This is a genomic window from Bartonella sp. W8167 (assembly GCF_016100335.1).
In the GTDB taxonomy this organism is placed as follows: Bacteria; Pseudomonadota; Alphaproteobacteria; order Rhizobiales; family Rhizobiaceae; genus Bartonella; species Bartonella apis.
In genome coordinates, this window is the sequence record NZ_JACFSQ010000001.1 from 1,136,130 (window position 1) to 1,156,521 (window position 20,392).

Below are 20,392 nucleotides of genomic sequence, written 5' to 3' on the forward strand. Positions count from 1 at the left end.
TATATCCTTCAAAATTAGCTTTTTTCACGCTTACTGTTATCAATAGAAAAGTGAATTATTCGTCGGGCTTTGAATAAGTCTCGTTTTCCCCGGGAAATAAACGTGTTTTCACGTCGTTTGCATAATGGTTGATAGCTTCAGCCATTTGCTCTTCGAGATTGGAATAACGGCGAACAAACTTCGGAACAATTTCGCCAAAGCCAAGCATGTCTTCCGTCACAAGAAGTTGCCCGTCACATTGGTTGGAAGCCCCTATTCCAATCGTCGGGATAAACAGATCACGTGTGAGTTTTGCCGCCAGAGGTTCGACGACACCTTCAACAACAATAGCAAAAGCACCGGCTTCGGCGATGGCTGATGCATCACTTTCAATACGTGGCCAGTCACTTTGATGACAGCCTTGAATTTTAAATCCGCCGAGATTTCTCACCGATTGCTCCATCAAGCCGACATGCCCCATAACTGGGATTCCGCGACGTGACAAAAAGCGCACCGTCTTTGCCATTTCGGCGCCGCCCTCGATTTTGACTGCACCACAACCGGTTTCCGCGAGGATGCGAGAAGCATTTGAAAAAGCGTGCTCGGGACTTTTTTCGTAAGAACCAAACGGCATATCAACGACCACAAGAGCATGATTCGAACCACGCATCACCGCTTGTCCGTGGAGGATCATCATATCGATAGTGACTGGCAAAGTTGTTTCAAAACCATAAACCACTGTCCCCACGCTGTCACCCACAAGCAGAAAATCACAACAGGGATCGGCAATGCGTGCGCCAAATGAGGAATAGGCAGTTAACGAAACAATTGGTTCGCCACCTTTTTTCGCCCGGATTTCCGGTACTGTTACGCGCGTTTCCTTATTGTAGCTGCTCACTCTTCGTCACCCTTTCTGAATGGACTATCGTTGTATAAATCTGACAGAAGCAAAACACTTGGTCAACGAGGCGATAACAGACTTTTCAATCCGATCTTCCTTGTTTTTCCGCGTCGGGGCGATAAAAATTGAAATTTAAAAACTAACGATTGTTCACGGTGGCGATTGCATGAAATTGCATGATGAACGACTTTATTTTTTTGCTCTACTGAAGCTCCCCTGCCTTTTAAACGACATTCATTATTTCAAAAACATTTGCTGCGCACCCGTCCGTCTGAAGGTGTTTCAATTGACTGTTTTGAAAGTAAGACTGACCGTTTCTTCTATTTGCTGTAAAAATCGGCTGCATGTGCCAGGAAGAAATGCCAACATCTCTGACACAACCGAATCACACCAGCTCGTCCTAATCCTTCTGACACAAGGAAATAAATTTTGGCTGGTAAATTCGGATATTTTTCTCCACGATTATTTTCATACTGCAATAATAAAAATGACAGTCTGTCAGGCAACATACCAGTTTTTCTATTTCATCGGTGGCGAGATAAAACCAATACATCTGCAACTATTGCGTTTGTGCACCCTTGGGTTCTCAAAAGTACCGTGCAAGAAAAAATTGAAAACAGTATTTTCAAAGAAGACGCGTAAAAAAAGATTGGATAAGCTCAATAAACATCGCTCACGACCAGCCGTTCCGATGATGCAAGAATTGCAATAGTATCCTGCGGACGGATTTTCTCCAAGAGATCTCGGCTGTCCGGCCATTACGATATGAAATCAATCACACAACGGTGCAATTACCGATTTTTGTCCTGGAATCAAGCTTCAGCCGAGACAAAGCGCTACCAATGGCCTTCAAACGGTCCAACTGCTAGCGCTTTTTAACGGTCTTAAAATTTGCAAAAATCATTCTGACATGAACAATGACGGAATCTATTTCGTAGGAACAACGCCGTAACCGGCAACCATTGCTTCTGCAATCTTGACTTCCATTGCGTTTGTCGCACCGCTTACACCAACAGCCCCCACAACAACATCGTTATTCGTAACCGGAACACCACCGCCGAGTGGAACCATATGAGGTGTATTGGCAATAGCCGGTTCATCCCCATTGACGCGTTGCATATTGACTGATGTTTTCACCCTGAAAAGTGCCGCCGATTTTGCCTTTGCTATCGCAGCATCAACACAACCATAAGGTGCACGATCCATGCGGTCAAATGTAATGAGGCTACCACTCGGATCAACAACAGCCATACAGACATTAACTTTCAATGTATCAGCCGACGTATGCCCTTTGGCAATCAGGCTGCGCGCATCGTCAAGAGAGAGCATGGATGTCGTATATTCGGCTATTGCGGCTGAAGAAAAGATAGATGCTACAAATGCCAAACAGATTAATTTTCTCGACGTTTTTTTCATTGGTTTATCCATTAGAGTGATGTTTATTGTTCATAAGATAATCGGAAAGCAGTTTCTTGCAACAGAAAGCTCGGAAAACGCGACAACTATCATTCAAAATTTCGGATTATTTATGATGTTTTTATCAAATTCGAAAAGTGAATTTGTCAGTATTTTTTAACTTAAAAATAGATATATATAATGTGAATATGGATATATTAAAAAATATTAACTATAATTATTTTAATTTAATTTTAAATTATATATATTTTTTGATATTTATTAATTTCATTGATTGATATTAAAAGTTATTTTATTTATATTTAAATTATTCAAATTAAATAACATATTATTTTTATAATTAATATTATTAAATTAAGAAATTATCAGAAACAAAAATAACAACAAATTGAAAAACTATTCCCGCCAATTGGAAAAGACGAGCCTACAAACGTTTGGTTTCCATCTTTTTTGAGTCGCTCAGGATTGGACAGACATTGGTCAGACAAATTTTCTCTACCCGAATTTTTGGCATTCTCGCTTTCGTTTCGATATTTCATACAAAATGAGGATGGCAATCAATACAAGACTATTATAGCCCGTATTGAGTTCCGCTTGATCAAGCGGTCTATGAACACTTGAAAGTGTACAGATTTATCTTTCAACCTTTATGAAAAAAGCGAGAAAGAGATTCGACAAAACTGGCGCGAACTTCCGGTGGTTCAATTCCGCGGGCATTCCAGACATTACGGGTTAAAAAATATCCGGTTAAAAGAAAGCCTTGTTTGATATCTTCAAAATTTTCTGGTCGCTCAGAACTTTTTAACAAAAATTCCGGAAGTGGCAATAATTTGTCTTTCCATGGTTCTCCTGCCTCGGCACAAATAGCCCGTGCCGATTTCGGAGAGACATATTTGAGGTTGTCGCGTTTTCCTGTTGCGCCACATTTTACTAAATCAAGGCCGAACCCCACAGCCTCCAACAATTTTATTTCGAATCTCACCATCAATTCGCCGGTAATAAGCTCGTCGTCGATATTGTTGATCAGAAGCTCTAATATATCATAAAGTGCGGGATAAGGGTCGCGTTCAGGAAGAAGTCTGATATGAGCTGCCGCCAATTGCAACGCATATAGCGCATGCGGTTCCAACATCATACGGGAAGCATTGAAATCAACCGGCTCGATTTTAAAAATACCGAGATGTTCATCGAGCCTTGCCCACCAGTCGGCAATGACTTTGTTTCCAGGCTGGAGAACAGCGCTCATCTTGCGGGATCTTCCACCTTTGACCAATCCCATATGACGACCGTGCGAACGGGTCATCACTTCAACTATGGCGCTCGTTTCACCATGTTGTCTGGTACCAAGAATAAACGCCTGTTCTTTCCATTCCATCGTTAATTTGAATAGTCCAATCCCATTTCGCGATAGCGTTCCGGATCGTCGCTCCAATGGTCGCGTACCTTGACAAATAAAAAAAGATGTACCTTTTGTTCGAGGATTTCCATTAGCTCTTTTCGCGCTGCCTGTCCTATTGCTTTGATCGTCTCGCCTTTTGTGCCCAGAACAATCTTTTTCTGCCCCTCGCGTTCGACATAGATGATCTGGTTGATTTTTACAGAGCCGTCGGGCCTTTCTTCCCAGCTTTCGGTTTCTACCGTGGAAGCATAGGGCAATTCGTTATGCAGTCGCATATAAAGTTTTTCGCGGGTAATTTCTGCTGCCAATTGACGCATCGGCATATCCGATATCTGATCTTCCGGATAATACCATGGCCCCTCGGGTAGCTTTTTTGCCAGATAATCGAGAAGGTCATCGCAGCCGGTGCCCTTCAATGCCGAAATCATGAACGTTTCGGAAAATTGCTGGCCTTCATTCAACTTCTTCGCAAGTTCGAGAAGTGAAGGACGCGGCACAGAATCCACTTTGTTGATAACCAGTATCTTTTCCTGTTTTACCTTGGAAAGAGACGCAAAAACCTCTTCGGTTTCTTCGTCCAGTCCCTTTGCCGCATCCACAAGGACAAGGACCATATCGGCATCTTTCGCACCACTCCATGCGGTTGTGACCATTGCCCGATCAAGTCGCCTTTTAGGGGTAAAGATACCCGGTGTATCGACAAGCACAATCTGGGTATTGTTGTGAGTGATAATACCGCGAATAAGTGCACGTGTTGTTTGCACTTTATGGGTAACAATGGAAACTTTTGTCCCCACCAGCCGGTTGACAAGAGTGGATTTGCCGACATTCGGAGCACCGATCAAGGCAACAAAACCGGAATGTGTTTTATTATCATTATTCATTATTCTGGCTTTCGGTGTCTTTCCATACGCCTTCACGCACAAGGAGTTTTTCTGCTGCATGGCGCTCCGCTTCGCGCTTGGAACGGCCCCGCCCCGTTTCCGGTGCGAATCCCGAGACACGCACTTCTATATCAAAAATCGGGTCATGGTCAGGTCCATGGCGTTTTACAACGCGATATTGCGGTTGGGCGCCATTTTGCGTGTGCGCCCATTCCTGCAATTCTGTTTTTGCGTCTCTTCGGGCTGCTCCCGATTGTCTGGCGCGCTCTTCCCAATACCGGCGGATAAACGGACGGACTGCGTCCAGTCCACCATCAAGATACATTGCTGCGATAAGCGCTTCGACAACATCGGCATGCATATTTGCCAAACGCCGTTCATCAAGATTTTTCATTTCCGCACCGACATAAACAATATCGGGCAAGCCGATTTCCTGTGCAATTTCTGCACAAGTTGCGGCATTGACCAAACCGTTCAATCTCACAGAAAGCTCGCCTTCGCTCGCGCGGGGATAAAAACCGAAAAGCATTTCGGAGACGAGAAGCCCCAATACTCTATCGCCCAAAAACTCCAACCGTTCATAATTGCCATGTGTCTGATCCTGAACACTCGAATGGGTCAGTGCGCGTCTTAAACGCTCTTCGTTCAGAAACTTGTGGCCTGTCGATTTTTCCAGTTTTTCGACTTTTTGTTGGTTCATCTTCATACCTATTTATCAGGTGGAAAATATTTGATCGTATTTACAGACGAGAACAATCTGTTCCACCGTATATCTACTGGCCAACGCCAGATTTTCCATGCGGTCGCACCATTTCCTATCGAAAAGAAAATAAGATTGGCACGGCCTACAAGATTTTCGTAAGGGACATAGCCGACATTCATTCTGCTATCATCCGAACGATCGCGGTTATCGCCCATCATAAAGTAATAACCTTCAGGCACTTCGAAAACTTTAGTGTCATCAAGTTCGGGATAAAATTCCATATCAAGCGTATTATAAGTCACGCCGTTCGGCATGGTTTCACGATAGACATCGACAGGTCTTTGAACCTCGGTAACATCAGCATCGGTAATCTGTCCGACGAGCTTTCGCGGTACAGCTTCATCATTAATGTAAAGCGTACCGTCACGAACCTGTATCCTGTCACCGGGAAGGCCGACGAGCCGCTTGATATAATAGTCGTTTATTCTGTTTGGCGGGCGGAACACAATGATATCGCCCCGCTTGGGCTCGCTGCCCAAAATGCGTCCGGAAAAAAGATCGGGCGAAAACGGTATGGAGTAGCGCGAATAGCCATAGGCATATTTGGAAACAAAAAGATAATCGCCGACTAGCAATGTTGGCCGCATGGAGCCGGAAGGTATTGTGAAGGGCTGAAAAAGAATTGTCTGAAATAGCACTGCAATAATGAGCGCTTGTATGACAATAGAGATAAATTCACCAACACCCCCGCTCTTAGGGGATTTGGGGGAAACAGTAGTATTTTCCATTTCATTCATTTCCGTTTTGCCATTTCCGTTTTGCCATTACAGTTTTGCCTTTGTCACAAAGCACGCTCTATTGTTCATGAATTCAACTATCGGTATAAGCTTCAGGCTGTTTTTCCAAGAGAAACCGCTTCAATAATAACGAATGCTTGAGCCCAAGGAAAATCATCAGTAATCGTCAAATGTATGACAGCTTTGTGTCCTTGAGGTGTTAATCGTTCAAGAAATTGTTTTGCATTGTTGGTGAGTTCCATTGTGGGTTTTCCACCCGCCAAATTGACAACCCCCATATCCTTCCACCAGACACCACGCGAGACACCGGTGCCAAGCGCTTTGGCGCAAGCCTCTTTTGCAGCAAACCTTTTTGCATAGGAAGCAACGCGATTTTTTCTCCCTTCCGATTTTTTTTGTTCTATAGGGGTAAAAATACGACCGATAAAACGCTCGCCATGGCGCTCGAGTACTTTTTCAACCCTCCGGATATCGATCATATCGTTGCCAATGCCAATAATCACTTTCAAGCGCCTTGTTTCTGGTCTTTTTTCAAACGCATGCGAACCTTTTCTGCCATTTTTTCCTGCCTGTGTTTTTGAAAGCGGGCTGTCGCCCGATAAGCACAAATATAGGCGAAACTTCCCAAAAACAATCCGAGGATCAAACCACCGAAAAGAATGGGTTTCATCACTGTATCCCATGCTTCAAGCAGAATCCCCCAAGCTTGTGAAGCCGAAAGGCCTTCAAACATTGCCCGTATTTCGGCAAGTGGTATTGCATCGACATTACCGAAAAGAGCAAAACAGAAATGTCCGAGCTTGTAATCAAGCATAACAATCGGCAAGAATGTCAACGGGTTAGAAAGCATGGTACCAAGAATTGCTGCTGCAACATTGCCACGCAGAAGCCATGTCACGATGCCTGCCAGAACAATATGAAAACCGAACAGTGGCGAACTTGCAGCAAGAACTCCGATGGCAAGCCCCAACGCCACCTGGTGAGGTGTTGCAGAGATGCGTAACAGGCGTTTTCCATAATATTTCAAAGAACGCGAAAACGACCGCCGTGGCCACAACCACAAGCGTATCCGTTCCAAGAAAGTTACAGGTTTCCGTCGGCGAAAAAGCATTTTGTCTTCATAAACGCCCGAACACAACGAGACAATCTTTAATATTCAAATTACGATCCTAACCTGAAAAATTCGCTTCTATCCGACAACACAATCACTTTACCTTAAAGATTTTTAGCTTGCTGGCTATTATTTTCAAAGTTAAAAAATTGTTTCCCACCGGAGTGAGGAAGCCATGAGCATAACGAACAACGATGCGAATCGACAAGCGGAAACTACTTTTATTTCCATAATCTTCGCTGTGAGTTGTGGACATTTTCTCAACGATGTCATGCAATCGATGCTTCCGGCAATCTACCCGATCTTGCGCGAAAACTATGGCCTGACCTTTCTCCAGATCGGAATTATCACCGCCGTTTATCAAATGACCGGTTCGATTTTGCAACCGGTTATCGGCTTTTATACCGATAAAAAGCCGAGTCCCTATTCTTTGCCATTTGCTTCGGCCTCGACCATGGTCGGCCTTCTTCTGCTTGCCAATGCACATCATTATTACATATTGTTGATCGGATCAGCCTTTGTCGGGCTCGGTTCTTCAATCTTCCATCCGGAAGCATCAAGGGTTGCGCGCCTTGCTTCAGGCGGAAAATATGGTGTGGCGCAATCGATATTCCAGGTCGGCGGTAATTGCGGCGCGGCCATAGGACCGGTCATTGCCGCAGTTTTTATAAGCCAGCAACAACGGATTGGCTGGCTATCAATTCTGGCGTTTTTTGGTATTATCATTCTGACCTTTGTCAGTCATTGGTATGCCAATAATCTCAAAAGACGTTTGACGAAAAAAACATCTGCAAACACGCATCACCTTCCAAAAGCCCAAGTACGCAATGCCTTGTTTGTTCTTGTCGGGTTGATGTTTGCCAAATATGTCTACATGGCCAGCATGCAGAACTATTATATGTTCTACACAATGGAAAAATTCGGCGTCAGCCTTCATCAAGCCCAGCTTTTGCTGTTCCTCTATCTTGGAGGAATTGCCATTGGCACCATTTTCGGTGGTCCGATAGGCGACCGTATCGGTGCCAGAACCGTCATCTGGGTATCAATTCTGGGTGTCTTTCCTTTTACGGTCATTCTGCCCTATGTCAACTTGCCTCTTACTGCAATTCTCACAGTCATCATCGGCATGATATTGGCTTCCGCATTTCCGGCAATCGTTGTTTTTGCTCAAGAACTGATGCCAGGAAAAGTTGGAACTGTTGCAGGGCTTTTTTTCGGATTATCATTCGGCATAGGAGCACTCTCGTCAGCCGGACTTGGCCGGATAATGGACCTTGTCGGTTCGCAGACCATGTTTGAAATCTGCTCTTATATGCCGGCACTTGGTCTTATAGCGGTATTTCTGCCAAAGTTGCGCACCGGTCACGCTTGAACCGGACGTTAAATTTTAAATCAGAAAATCGAAAAAGGGTTTCCGGTTGACAGGCAAGTGAGATCACACGGCAGCACTGAATTGTGCGATATTCTGTTGTCTATAGGCATCGAACAGACTTGCAACTGTGCGCACAAAAGGCCGCCCTTCCTCGGTCATCTCAATAATACCATCATGTTCGGTGGCAAGACCGTCAGCAATAACCGGCTTAAGATGCTCAAGAGCACTTTGAAATTTTGCTTTCCCTCCGAACTTCGAAAGATCCAGTTTGAAGTCACACATAAGTTTGGCAATCATACTGGCGCGAAGCCGGTCATCATCATTGGTTGCAATACCGCGCACAGTTGCCATTTTATTTGCATCAATTGTGCGGCGATATTCGGCAATACCGGCAACGGTTTGGGCAAAGCCGTCATGGAATTCGGATATCGAAGAACAGCCAAAGCCGATTAGAACCGGACAATCATCATCGGTATAGCCCTGAAAATTCCGATGTAGATGATGTTCCTTTGCGGCAATTGCCAAATGGTCGTCAGGAAGCGCAAAATGATCAATTCCGATCGGTATATACCCCATATCAACCAGATTTTTTTCAACGGCCGCCGCTTGATAGAAACGTTCAAGTGGCCCGGGCAGCAATGCCGCATCAATCAACCGCTGGTTGGCGCGTCTTTTCGGCAAATGTGCATAACCATAACAGGCAATACGATTGGGATGATATTCGCCGATAGTGCGACACGTATCATTGAGGGTCTCGATCGTTTGAAGCGGAAGACCATAAATCAGATCGAAATTGATATGTTCGAGCCCTGCCTCACGCAGATAATCTACAGATCTTTTAACGATGGCTGCAGGCTGGATACGGCCAATTGCCTTCTGAACCTGAGGATTAACATCCTGAACGCCGAGGCTTGTACGATTAACACCTATTTCCAGCAAAGTCTTGACCAGATCATGCGTGACAGTGCGGGGATCAAGCTCTATCGCGTGTTCTGCTTTTTTATCGAATACGAAGAACTCGTGCAGCGTTTCCATAATGGAAAGAAACGATTGGCGTGGCAGTATAGAAGGCGTACCACCGCCCCAATGAAGATGCACAACCCGAGGTTTTTCTTTTAAATGCTGTGCTTGAAGTCTGATATCCTTAATGACACTTTCGGCATAGCCGACAATTGCGTCATCCTTCTTCGTGGCTTTTGCATGGCAACCGCAATAATAGCAAAGCTGCCGGCAATATGGAACATGGATATAAAGTGACACCGCTTGATCAGGCTTGATCTTGCCAAGCCAATCTGCTCGCTGTTCATCGGTAACAGCAACAAAATCTGCCGCTGTCGGATATGACGTATAACGGGGGACTGCCAATGTCGCGTAATGCAACAATGTTTCCGTTTTCATCTTATATCCTTCCATGTTTTGTGCGGAATTTAAAATTCTACATTTTTAAACACATAGTCGCCGGTGGGCCATTATGCAACCTCACAGGTAATCGCGGCCACCTGCTTCAACTGTGATTTATCGACAACTTCAACTTGATTGACCGAAACAAGCTTGATGACACCTTGCACTTTAAGTTTGGAAAAACAACGACTTACCGTTTCTATTGTCAAACCGAGATGATCGGCAATGTCGGTTCTATTCATCGGTAACGCAAGAGGTGATGCCCGTAACCGGTTATTCTCCATGCGCTCAATCAAATCATAGAGGAAGCGTGCCAATTTTTCGACCGGTGATAACCTGCTCAATATAAGCTGGTTTTCATAAGAGCGTTGCAGCGCATTTTTTGCCATATCAAGAACACGATCACGAACTTCGGAATGCTCAGAAAAATAGTCTTCAATCATATCCCGATCAAAAGCACAGGCAACAACCGGCGTAATCGCTTCAGCCGTTAGAATATGCGCACCAGCTTCCACAAATCCCAAAAAATCACCGGCAAACGCAAATCCGGTAATACACCGGCGACCATCATTGAGAGTTTTCACAAGTCTCACAGCGCCGGATACAATCGTATAAATTTTTTCGCGCTTTCTCCCCTCATGAAAAAGTGTTGCACCAGACGAAAAAATTTCCCGAGTTTTAAGATGGTCTAATTCGGCCAGATCTTCATCGTGCAGCGGAGCACACATGGCCAAATCGTGCACCATACACATTTGGCACCGTTCGGTATCCTTTATATTAGCAGAGCAATCAGGACAAAATTTGTCAGTCTTTAAGGTCAAATCTTCTTCCATGAATGATAGTGTTGAATTTTCCCGCTTTGTTCAACTGCAATATTTGAAATAAGGCGCAAGTGTAAGAAGGCAACTATATATTTCTGCTGCCCGGCTTGACCGCAGGAATCTTTGCCAATTCCGGCGGAATCTGATCGGCCGGGTAAGAGGGAACAGCATATTCGGCAAGTGGAATGAGAGGCACACCGACATCAACTTTTCCCGCTGAACGATCAACGATACAGGCGGCGGCCACTATATTGGCACCTGCTTCTTTCATTGCCTCGATGGTTTCCCGTATGGAAAGGCCTGTTGTCACAATATCCTCAACAATCACGACCCGCGAGCCCTTAGGAATATCGAACCGGCGCAGCCTGAATTTTCCATTTTCACGCTCGACCCAGATAGATGGTACGCCAAGATGACGGGATGTTTCATATGAAGGGATAAGCCCACCAATCGCAGGCCCCACAACATAATCTATTTTACCTTTAACATTTTCGCGTATTTTGTCGGCAAGAGCGCGACACAATTTTTCGGTCATATCGGCATGCATAAAGACCTTTGCTTTCTGCATATAGATTCCGCTATGGCGACCGGAAGTCAGAATAAAATGGCCTTCCAGTATTGCACCCGCTTTTTTAAAGATATCCAGCACATCTTGCGTATTCATAAATAAACCTCAGTCATTCAAGCGGGAGAGCCCGCCATACATAATCAAGTCGGTTAAATTCCGACAATTTCTATTCACCCGAACCATCCACCCGAAAGCGGATCACTCAACCATTCACACGTTCGGCTGTACTTACCGACGCTGTCTCTTTTAGTTGAGTGAGAATTCTGTTCAAGTGTTTTAAATCCCAAACTTCAAGATCGATAATCATTTCTGTAAAATCAGGAGCGGTCCTGACCATCGACAGATTTTGAATATTGGCATCATTGCTTGCGATAGCCTGTGAAACCTCTGCCAATGACCCGGGTGAATTGATAGCAAGAACAGTAATGCGGGCCGGAAAACGTTCTGTCATTGCCGCATCAATATCCCAGCGCACATCAATCCAGCGCTCCGGTTGGTCATCAAAAGCTTTCAAAGCCGGTGACTGTATAGGATAAATGACAATACCGGCTCCTGGTTGCATAATACCGACAATTCTGTCACCGGGAACTGCCCCTTCCGGTGCAAAACGTACCGGAACATCGCCATGTGTACCACGAATTGGCAAAGCATGATCTTCCTGATAGGGGCCAACGGGCTTCGATTTATCACCTTCCGGCACTTTAAACAGCATGCCTTGAGCGTTCTGTATATTGAACCACCCTTCCTCATGAGGACCGATTGAGGATTTTTGTTGCGCGCGATTGTCCTGATAATCGGGGTAGACGGCTTTAACGACATCCGAAGAAGGCAGTTCACCACGCCCGACGGCAGCTAGAACATCGTCCACATCAAGACGAGCCAAACGGGGAAGTACTTTTTTAAGTTCGTCTTTGGAAAATTGTTTTCCTGCCCTCTCGAAGGTGCGTTCCAATATACGTGTTCCCAATCCCGAATATTGTTTTCGCACGGCTACCCGCGTTGCCCTTCTGATTGCAGCGCGTGCCTTACCTGTGACAACAAGCGATTCCCAAGCAGCCGGTGGTACTTGGGCTTTAGAACGGATTATTTCGACTTCATCACCATTTGTGAGCGTTGTCATAAGCGGCATGATGCGTCCATTGATTTTTACGCCGACGCAGGAATCGCCAACATCTGTATGGACAGCATAAGCAAAATCAATCGGCGTTGCGCCTTTAGGCAAAGCAATGAGGCGCCCCTTTGGGGTAAAGCAGAAAACCTGATCCTGAAACAATTCGAGTTTCGTATGTTCCAGAAACTCTTCCGGATTATCGCCTTCGGATAATGACTGTATCGTTTGGCGCAACCATGCATAGGCATTGGTTTCGTTTTCGAGTTTGCTTGGAGAATTATTGGAACCGCGATCTTTGTAAATCGAATGAGCTGCCACACCATATTCGGCTACTTCGTCCATTTCCCGTGTTCTGATTTGTAATTCGACACGCTGTCTTGATGGCCCGACAATGGTGGTATGGATCGAACGATAATCGTTCTGTTTGGGAATTGAGATATAGTCTTTAAACCTTCCGGGAACCATCGGCCAGGTTGTATGGATAATGCCCAAAGCACGGTAACAATCTGCAACGCTGTCAACTATGACGCGGAAACCATAAATATCCGATAGTTGCTCGAACGACAGCGCTTTGGTTTCCATCTTTCGAAAAACCGAATAGGGTTTTTTCTGCCTGCTTTTGACATAGGCTTTTATTCCGTGTTCGGCAAAAAGCTTGGTCAAATCTTTCTCAATCGTCGACAACAGGTCGCGATTGCGTTCGGAAAGATCGGCCAGTCGATCGGTAACTGCACGATAAGCTTCGGGGTTAAGATAAAAAAAGGCGCGATCCTCAAGCTCTTCGCGCATATCCTGCATACCCATGCGGCCGGCAAGCGGAGCATAAATATCCATTGTTTCTTCGGCAATACGACGGCGCTTTTCCTCGCGCATAACACCAAGCGTGCGCATATTGTGCAGCCGGTCGGCAAGCTTGACCAAAAGAACGCGGACATCTTCCGATATAGCGATGAGGAGCTTCCTCAAGTTTTCCGCTTGTATAGCCTTTTTGGAAACTAGATCAAGCTTCTTTAGTTTCGTCAGCCCTTCGACCAGCTTACCTATTTCAGGGCCAAAAAGCTGGTCGATTTCTGCGCGCGTTGCTGTGGTATCTTCAATCGTATCATGAAGGAGAGCAACAGCAATGGTTGCTTCATCAAGGTGCATATCTGTGAGGATTGCAGCCACTTCCAAAGGGTGGGAAAAATACGGATCGCCGGTAGCACGCTTTTGCGAACCATGCTTCTGCATGGCGTAAACATAAGCTTTGTTGAGCAATGCCTCATTGCAGTCAGGCTTGTAACGTTGGACACGCTCGACAAGCTCGTACTGACGCATCATTTAGGCATACTCCCTTTTAATCAAACAGTATGCTTATCATGTAACCGAAAAAACGATACAACAAGCAAAATCACAAAAAATATGCGCTACCTCATCAGCAGCGCATAAAAAGAATCAGAAAGCTGATTATTCAATCAATAATCGTCATTTTTTTCCGGCGCTACCAAGCCTTCAATACCGGCAAGAAGTTCATCTTCCGACATATGGTCGAATGAAACTTTTTCATCCGGTTTCTTGGTCTCGGAACCGAATACGTCGTCGGTTTCATCACTGTGACCGATGAGAGCAGGCTCCGGCTCGGGTTCGTCAACTTCAACATGCTTTTGCAATGAATGGATCAGATCTTCCTTGAGATCTGCCGGTGACAATGTCTCGTCAGCAATTTCGCGCAGAGCCACAACCGGATTCTTGTCATTGTCTCGATCAATTGTGATTTCAGCGCCTTGCGATATCTGGCGCGCCCGATGAGCTGCCAGAAGCACCAGTTCAAAGCGATTATCAACCTTATCAATACAATCTTCAACCGTAACGCGGGCCATAGATGCCCCTTTCCTCAGAGTTCGTAAATTGATGGATTTGCATTTGGCATATACAATTTGAAATGAAAAAACAAGAAAAACCGCATGTGATTGATAATTTTTCCATATTCCTATCTTGGCAAGAGCCGTAAGAGCTGACATATCTAACGGTAATAATTTGTAAATTAAGCCTTTATGGTAAAATGGATATAAGACGATGTTTGACCCGAGAGAAAAAATAGCCCTTTTTATAGACGGCGCAAACCTTTACGCAACGTCCAAAACACTGGGTTTTGATATTGATTACCGGAAACTTTTAAAGGCATTCCAGAAGCGCGGATATCTACTTAGAGCTTATTACTATACAGCTCTGATCGAGGATCAGGAATATTCGTCAATCCGCCCCTTGATCGACTGGCTGGATTATAACGGCTACCGTGTTATCACCAAGAATGCGCGGGAATTTACCGATCCTGCCGGGCGACGCAAGGTCAAGGGGAATATGGATATCGAACTTGCCGTCGATGCGATGGAGTTATCAGACACAGTCGACCATTTTGTGATATTTTCCGGCGATGGCGATTTTCGGTCACTTGTTGAAGCGCTCCAAAGACGAGGTCGCAAGGTAAGTGTTGTCTCGACGCTGACAACCCAGCCGGCTATGATATCTGACGAATTGAGACGACAGGCCGATCATTTCATTGACCTTACAACCTTGAAACCGGAAATTGGACGCGCACCGTCGGATAAACCGCAAAAAGAATACCCTTTCGGTAGTGACGATGACAATGGTGACGACGAATTTTACTGATGCTCCAGCATTCCAATAAAGCGTTTCTTGAACCATGCCCCGAGCCGCCGCAAAATTGTAGCTTATGCCCAAGACTTCATGATTTTCGCGAAGAATGGCGCAATAAAGAGCCGCTTTGGCATAACGGACCAGTCAAACCGTTTTTTCCGATCGGCGGTGCCAATGCAACGCGCCTTCTCGTTGTCGGTTTGGCACCCGGTTTAAGGGGGGCAAACCGCACAGGTCGTCCCTTTACCGGCGACTATGCCGGCGATCTTTTATATTCGACCTTGAAGAAATATGGATTCGCCCGCGGTGTGTTCGAGGCTAGGCCGGACGATAGCCTTGAACTCATTGACGCGACAATCGTTAATGCTGTGCGCTGTGTTCCGCCTGAAAACAAGCCGATTGGTGCGGAAATCAACCAATGCCGTCAATTTTTTGCCCCGCTTCTTGAAAATTTGCCAAAACTGCAAGCGGTTGTCACGTTGGGATCAATTGCCCATCAATCAACCGTCCGCGCACTTGGTGCGAAAATTGCGCAGCACCCCTTTGGACATGGCAAGGTCACAGATATCGGACATTTGCGCATTTTTCCAAGTTATCATTGTTCAAGATATAACACCAATACCGGCCGACTGACCGAGATGATGTTTCATGAAATTTTTTCGGCAGTACGCGATTATCTTGATCAAAACTAGTCTGATTTAATGATCGAATATAATTGATCTGCTTTGTGTTAACGTAAACGCTGTTTGTCCGCTACCGATCTTCCTACTCTGGAACGTCGGAGAGGCAATTTTTTGAGGACAAGCCTGATCTTTAGATAAGACGAAATCGCTTTTTAAATATGAGCACATCCTTTGGCTGTTTCAGGCTAAAGTGTCATCTTGCCTGCTGCCGATTGCGTCCGCTCATAAAAGTTTTTTGCTTGTCCAATGGCCGTTTTCTTCCGGCATTTTTTCTTCCGGCATCCGTTTCTTGTTAGTTAATCTTTTTTTCAAGGGCGGATTGATTTCTGTCTAAAAAACGAAAAGCTATGAATGAAAACTTTTTACAGAAGCGCATCAAACAACAAATAAGCGCATCAGATAAATTTTCGAGTTATAGAGAACGTTAACCGCGTTCACGCATGAGGCGTGCTTTTTCACGATTCCAGTCACGTTTCTTTTCCGTTTCGCGTTTGTCGTGAATCTTTTTCCCCCGAGCAAGCGCTATTTCAAGCTTCACCCTTCCCCGTTCATTAAAATAAAGCTTTAACGGAACAATGGTCATGCCTTCACGCGCGACAGCATTTGCCCAACGTGACATTTCATGCTTGGACACCAGAAGCTTGCGCAAGCGACGCGGGTCATGATTAAATCTATTTCCCTGTTTGTATTCCGGTATATAAGAATTGATCAGCCAGAACTCGCCGTTTTCAAAACTCGCATAGCTTTCAGCGATATTTCCGTGATGGGCACGCAGCGATTTAACCTCGGTGCCCTGCAAAACCACTCCGGCCTCCAATGTATCAAGAATTTCGTAATTGAAACGCGCTTTGCGGTTATCTGCGACAACCTTGTAGGCCGAAGAATTGTTCTTTTTATTCATAAAGTACCAGATAGACGGCTATTAATCGTTGACAAGGCCTGCATGTTTCAATGCAGCGTCAATAATGTGTTTTGTTTCATCTTCAATAGGAACAATCGGCGAGCGCACAACGCTGGTGCAAATACCGAGTTTTTCGGCTGCATACTTTACACCGGCAGGGCTTGGTTCAAGAAACAACGCGCGGTTAAGCGGCATCAACCGGTCATTCAATTCCAGTGCTTTGGCAAAATTGTTTTCACGGCAAGCCTGAAAAAGTTCTGCACATTGTTTCGGGGCAATATTGGAAGTGACAGAAATGCACCCTACGCCACCTTGCGCGTTGAAGCCCAAAGCTGTGCTATCATCGCCTGAAAGCTGGACAAAATCTTTGCCGCATTTTCTGCGTTGTTCACTTGCACGTTCAATTTTGCCTGTAGCGTCTTTGACGCCGATAATGTTTTCGAAGTCGTGATGCAGCTTTGCCATTGTATCGGCAGTCATATCAACAACAGAACGCCCAGGAATGTTGTATATGATCAAGGGAATCGAGATCGCTTTTGCAACCGTCGAAAAATGCTCATACATCCCTCTCTGGTTCGGCTTGTTATAATAAGGAGTGACAACAAGAACAGCGTCCGCACCGGCTTTTTCTGCAAATTCGGCAAGTTCGACTGCTTCCTTAGTGCTGTTGGAACCCGCACCGGCAATAACCGGAACGCGTTTGGCAACCTGACGAACACAAAGTTCAATGACACGTTTATGTTCCTGATAGCTGAGCGTCGGCGATTCACCGGTTGTTCCAACGGGGACAAGACCGTTAATGCCCTGTTTGACCTGCCATTCGACAAGATCACATAATGTTTTCTCGGCTACATTGCCGTTTTTGTCGAAAGGTGTAATGAGTGCGGTCAGTGCTCCCTTGAGCATGGTAAACTCCCTGATTATATATTCAGTATTAAGGCAATTGCCCCTTCAATATGCCTTTAAGACCATAGTATCGCCATCCAATTGACGCAAGTCGATTTTACACTGCTCGCCCGTCTTGAGCATGAAAGGTGGATCTTTATTTTAAAGAATGACGTATTCAACCAGGAATCGGATTGAACAAAATGTTCAAGCATGTCGGAATTGGGTAACGATAACTTGTTAACCCGTCTTTCACGGTTAGAGGTTATGTTAGACAAAAACATTCATAAATGGGCTTTTTAAAGTATGATGCGTAAATATTCGTCAGGTGTTCTGGCAAAAACGGCTGTTTCTTTCTTCGTGGCAACGAGTATGCTCACGTCGATTGCTGATAGTCGTGCAGCATCCTCTCACACCAATGCCCCTATACCGTTAGCCCGTCCTTTTGCGTCAACGCCTAAAGCCGTTGCACCGCTCAAATCCGATGCAATTGTAACGAACGCAATCCCGCGCACCAACAGTGTCGTTGTTAATGGAAGTCTTAAATCGGGTCTTGATGCACTTTATAGCAAACAAGCAGCAAGTGCCATTTCCATTCGCAATAACATGCCGAGAAATAGCCTTGATCGTCATATTCTGACTTGGGCAATCGGCGTGTCGGGCGTACCCGGCATTCCCAGTTCCGAAATATTCAACGCAGCACAAGAATTGCACGACTGGCCCGGCATGACAGCAATGCGCCGCAATTCCGAACGCGCTCTTGCCAGTGAAATGAACTCCCCGCAAGCAATTATCAGCGGCTTTGGAAATTATACTCCTGTAACAGCACAAGGCATGGCAGCGCTGGGCGGTGCATTGGTGGAAACGGGCCAAACGGCACGCGCACGGCAAATTCTTGCACCATGGTGGTATAAAGCGAAACTCAATGCACAGGAAGAACAACTGGTATTGAAAAAAGCAGGTCCGGCATTGCTTCCGGCAGATCATCTTCAACGCATGCGCGCCATGCTTTATGCCAATCGTATTTCTTCTGCCGAACGTGTAGCAAAATTGGCGAATGCCCAATCTCTTTATGCAGGCTTTGCGGCTGTTGCCAATAATGACTCCAACGCCCGCCAAAAACTTGCAGCGGTTGATAAAAGTTTCCGCAAAGATTCACTTTATCTTTTTGCCCAAATTCAATATTTGCGCCGCTCGGGGCAATGTGATGATGCGGCAAAGCTTATGTTAAAAGCGCCGAAAGATGCTCTTACGCTGGTTGATCCGGATGCCTGGTGGATTGAACGGCGCGTTTTATCACGCGAAATGCTTGACGAAAACAAGCCGAAAATCGCCTATCAACTGGTAGCAGCCCATTCGGCCGAAAGTCCGACCTTGGCGGCCGACGCCGAATTTCATGCTGGCTGGTATGCTCTCCGGTTTCTGGGCGATAATAAAACGGCAATGCAACACTTTTCCCGCATTGTGCAAATCTCGTCACGACCGGTTTCAGCCTCGCGCGGGTTTTATTGGATGGGCAGAACGGCCGAAGCACAGGGAAATCGTAGCAACGCAATTCAATATTTTCGCCGTGCCGCCCATTATGGCACTACCTTTTACGGGCAGCTTGCCGCAGCCCGGCTTGGTGAACAGAGGCTCGAAATTCCCTATCCGAAGCCGACAGCAAGCGATCGCCAGCGCTTTGAATCACGCGAACCGGTCATGGCTATAAAGAGGCTTGAAGCGATAGGATATTCCGATCGTGCAGGCGTCCTTTATCGTGAACTCGGAGAAGAGCTTGATAGCCCGGGTGAACTTGCTATGCTCGCCGTTATGGCAGAGCGTAAAGGTGACCATTATACGAGCCTGAAGATTGGCAAAAGCGCGGTCATCAGGGGTATGGATGTAGGCTCCCTCTCCCACCCTGTCGGAGCAATTCCAGAAACAGCCAATATTTCTGCTTCCGGCAAGGCACTTGCCTATGCCATTGCACGGCAAGAAAGCGAATTTAAAACCGATGCAGTTTCCGGTGCGGGTGCCAAGGGTATGCTGCAACTTCTGCCAGCAACGGCAAAAGCCGTTGCAACCAAAAATTCGATCAAATGGCAACCGGAAAAATTGGCAACCGATGCCGGATATAATGCCACTTTGGGCGCCCATTTTCTGGGTGAGCAACTTGATCGCTTCAACGGTTCCTATATCCTGACATTTATTGGTTATAATGCCGGTGGGCGACGCGCCAATGAATGGATCAGCCGTTATGGCGACCCGCGCGGGCAATCTGTCGATTGGGTTGTCGACTGGGTTGAGCGTATCCCTTACTCGGAAACGCGCGACTATGTCATGCGTGTCATGGAAAACTATCAGGTTTATAAAGCACGCCTTACCGGCACTGCCGATATCAATGTTGACCTGACCGCCGGCCGTCACGGTTGAAAAGTGAAATATTTTAAAATTTTTAGTTTTTATAATGTAAAATTTCTATAAGAGTTAATTTCTTTAAATAATTTTATTACATATAACTATGTTAATATATTATATATATTATTAAATACTATTTTACAAAAGGATAATATTAACGATTTTACTCTAATCAATATATAATATCCCTAATTTCTCCAATTTACCCTGTATGACAGCGTAAACGATGCTTTTGTAACAGGTGAATAAACTACAGAAGTAGTTCTATATGTTCCATCGCTGTTGTTCGTCCAACGTCCGACAACATAGGACAGTACGGAATATGAAGAAACGTAAATACATGAGCTATAACGATTATTCGGCTCATCCTGTAGAAAGAGTAGCCAGCTCGATAACGGATTACCGCCGTCATCGGCTTCAAAA

The 20,392-nt window shown here is 45.5% G+C and carries 20 protein-coding genes; 5 read left to right on the forward strand and 15 right to left on the reverse strand.

All coding sequences use genetic code 11. The annotated features are described in order from the left end of the window. Positions 1 to 55: 55 nt before the first annotated feature. Positions 56 to 877, reverse strand: coding sequence for a 3-methyl-2-oxobutanoate hydroxymethyltransferase (gene panB, locus H3V12_RS04720; protein WP_198213136.1), 822 nt, complete (start codon positions 875 to 877; stop codon positions 56 to 58). 169 nt (positions 878 to 1,046) lie between these two features. On the opposite strand from panB, the gene H3V12_RS04725 reads away from it, so the two are divergent. Further along, positions 1,047 to 1,592: a hypothetical protein gene (locus H3V12_RS04725; protein WP_198213138.1), complete on the forward strand. Its 546-nt coding sequence runs from the start codon at positions 1,047 to 1,049 to the stop codon at positions 1,590 to 1,592. Between the two features lie 215 nt (positions 1,593 to 1,807). Here H3V12_RS04725 and H3V12_RS04730 read toward each other — a convergent pair whose 3' ends face one another. From H3V12_RS04730 to H3V12_RS04760, 7 genes are all read right to left on the reverse strand, one after another. Next, a complete protein-coding gene (locus H3V12_RS04730) occupies positions 1,808 to 2,296 on the reverse strand; it encodes a heme-binding protein (protein ID WP_075870399.1) in 489 nt (162 codons plus the stop codon). 640 nt (positions 2,297 to 2,936) lie between these two features. Beyond that, entirely contained in the window at positions 2,937 to 3,671 is a 735-nt protein-coding gene (gene recO, locus H3V12_RS04735; protein ID WP_198213140.1) for a DNA repair protein RecO, read from the reverse strand. 2 nt (positions 3,672 to 3,673) lie between these two features. Further along, positions 3,674 to 4,579: a GTPase Era gene (era, locus tag H3V12_RS04740; protein ID WP_198213142.1), complete on the reverse strand. Its 906-nt coding sequence runs from the start codon at positions 4,577 to 4,579 to the stop codon at positions 3,674 to 3,676. Then, a complete protein-coding gene (gene rnc / locus H3V12_RS04745) occupies positions 4,572 to 5,279 on the reverse strand; it encodes a ribonuclease III (RefSeq protein WP_075870076.1) in 708 nt (235 codons plus the stop codon). The genes era and rnc overlap by 8 nt, the downstream gene beginning before the upstream one ends. Before the next feature lie 8 nt (positions 5,280 to 5,287). Continuing rightward, positions 5,288 to 6,079, reverse strand: coding sequence for a signal peptidase I (gene lepB / locus H3V12_RS04750; RefSeq protein ID WP_198213143.1), 792 nt, complete (start codon positions 6,077 to 6,079; stop codon positions 5,288 to 5,290). A gap of 92 nt (positions 6,080 to 6,171) precedes the next feature. Then, positions 6,172 to 6,582, reverse strand: coding sequence for a holo-ACP synthase (acpS, locus tag H3V12_RS04755; RefSeq protein ID WP_198213145.1), 411 nt, complete (start codon positions 6,580 to 6,582; stop codon positions 6,172 to 6,174). A gap of 2 nt (positions 6,583 to 6,584) precedes the next feature. After that, on the reverse strand, positions 6,585 to 7,190 hold the full coding sequence (locus H3V12_RS04760) for a DUF2062 domain-containing protein (protein ID WP_198213147.1): 606 nt from the start codon (positions 7,188 to 7,190) through the stop codon (positions 6,585 to 6,587). Between the two features lie 175 nt (positions 7,191 to 7,365). Between H3V12_RS04760 and H3V12_RS04765 the strand changes: the two genes are divergently transcribed. Continuing rightward, on the forward strand, positions 7,366 to 8,562 hold the full coding sequence (locus H3V12_RS04765) for an MFS transporter (RefSeq protein ID WP_198213149.1): 1,197 nt from the start codon (positions 7,366 to 7,368) through the stop codon (positions 8,560 to 8,562). Between the two features lie 63 nt (positions 8,563 to 8,625). Here H3V12_RS04765 and hemN read toward each other — a convergent pair whose 3' ends face one another. The 5 genes from hemN to rpoZ form a co-directional block, all read right to left on the reverse strand. Beyond that, positions 8,626 to 9,960: an oxygen-independent coproporphyrinogen III oxidase gene (gene hemN / locus H3V12_RS04770; protein WP_198213151.1), complete on the reverse strand. Its 1,335-nt coding sequence runs from the start codon at positions 9,958 to 9,960 to the stop codon at positions 8,626 to 8,628. Between the two features lie 71 nt (positions 9,961 to 10,031). Beyond that, on the reverse strand, positions 10,032 to 10,709 hold the full coding sequence (locus H3V12_RS04775) for a helix-turn-helix domain-containing protein (protein WP_198213153.1): 678 nt from the start codon (positions 10,707 to 10,709) through the stop codon (positions 10,032 to 10,034). 160 nt (positions 10,710 to 10,869) lie between these two features. Continuing rightward, positions 10,870 to 11,448 (reverse strand): orotate phosphoribosyltransferase, encoded by a 579-nt coding sequence (gene pyrE / locus H3V12_RS04780; RefSeq protein WP_198213155.1) that lies wholly within the window; start codon positions 11,446 to 11,448, stop codon positions 10,870 to 10,872. 106 nt (positions 11,449 to 11,554) lie between these two features. Then, positions 11,555 to 13,783, reverse strand: a complete 2,229-nt coding sequence (locus H3V12_RS04785; RefSeq protein ID WP_075870081.1) for a bifunctional (p)ppGpp synthetase/guanosine-3',5'-bis(diphosphate) 3'-pyrophosphohydrolase — start codon at positions 13,781 to 13,783, stop codon at positions 11,555 to 11,557. Positions 13,784 to 13,917: 134 nt separating this feature from the next. Beyond that, positions 13,918 to 14,322 (reverse strand): DNA-directed RNA polymerase subunit omega, encoded by a 405-nt coding sequence (rpoZ, locus tag H3V12_RS04790; protein ID WP_075914951.1) that lies wholly within the window; start codon positions 14,320 to 14,322, stop codon positions 13,918 to 13,920. A 196-nt stretch (positions 14,323 to 14,518) separates the two neighbouring features. Between rpoZ and H3V12_RS04795 the strand changes: the two genes are divergently transcribed. Together H3V12_RS04795 and H3V12_RS04800 are read left to right on the forward strand one after the other, a co-directional pair. Beyond that, a complete protein-coding gene (locus H3V12_RS04795; protein ID WP_198213157.1) occupies positions 14,519 to 15,112 on the forward strand; it encodes an NYN domain-containing protein in 594 nt (197 codons plus the stop codon). Then, a complete protein-coding gene (locus H3V12_RS04800) occupies positions 15,112 to 15,792 on the forward strand; it encodes a uracil-DNA glycosylase (protein WP_198213159.1) in 681 nt (226 codons plus the stop codon). The genes H3V12_RS04795 and H3V12_RS04800 overlap by 1 nt, the downstream gene beginning before the upstream one ends. Before the next feature lie 415 nt (positions 15,793 to 16,207). Here the strand turns inward: H3V12_RS04800 and smpB are convergent, their stop codons facing one another. Together smpB and dapA are read right to left on the reverse strand one after the other, a co-directional pair. After that, positions 16,208 to 16,684, reverse strand: coding sequence for an SsrA-binding protein SmpB (smpB, locus tag H3V12_RS04805; protein WP_198213167.1), 477 nt, complete (start codon positions 16,682 to 16,684; stop codon positions 16,208 to 16,210). 21 nt (positions 16,685 to 16,705) lie between these two features. Then, on the reverse strand, positions 16,706 to 17,590 hold the full coding sequence (gene dapA / locus H3V12_RS04810; RefSeq protein WP_075914710.1) for a 4-hydroxy-tetrahydrodipicolinate synthase: 885 nt from the start codon (positions 17,588 to 17,590) through the stop codon (positions 16,706 to 16,708). 288 nt (positions 17,591 to 17,878) lie between these two features. Here dapA and H3V12_RS04815 point away from each other — a divergent pair, with 288 nt between their 5' ends. Then, positions 17,879 to 19,984: a lytic transglycosylase domain-containing protein gene (locus H3V12_RS04815; protein WP_198213820.1), complete on the forward strand. Its 2,106-nt coding sequence runs from the start codon at positions 17,879 to 17,881 to the stop codon at positions 19,982 to 19,984. Positions 19,985 to 20,392: the final 408 nt, after the last annotated feature.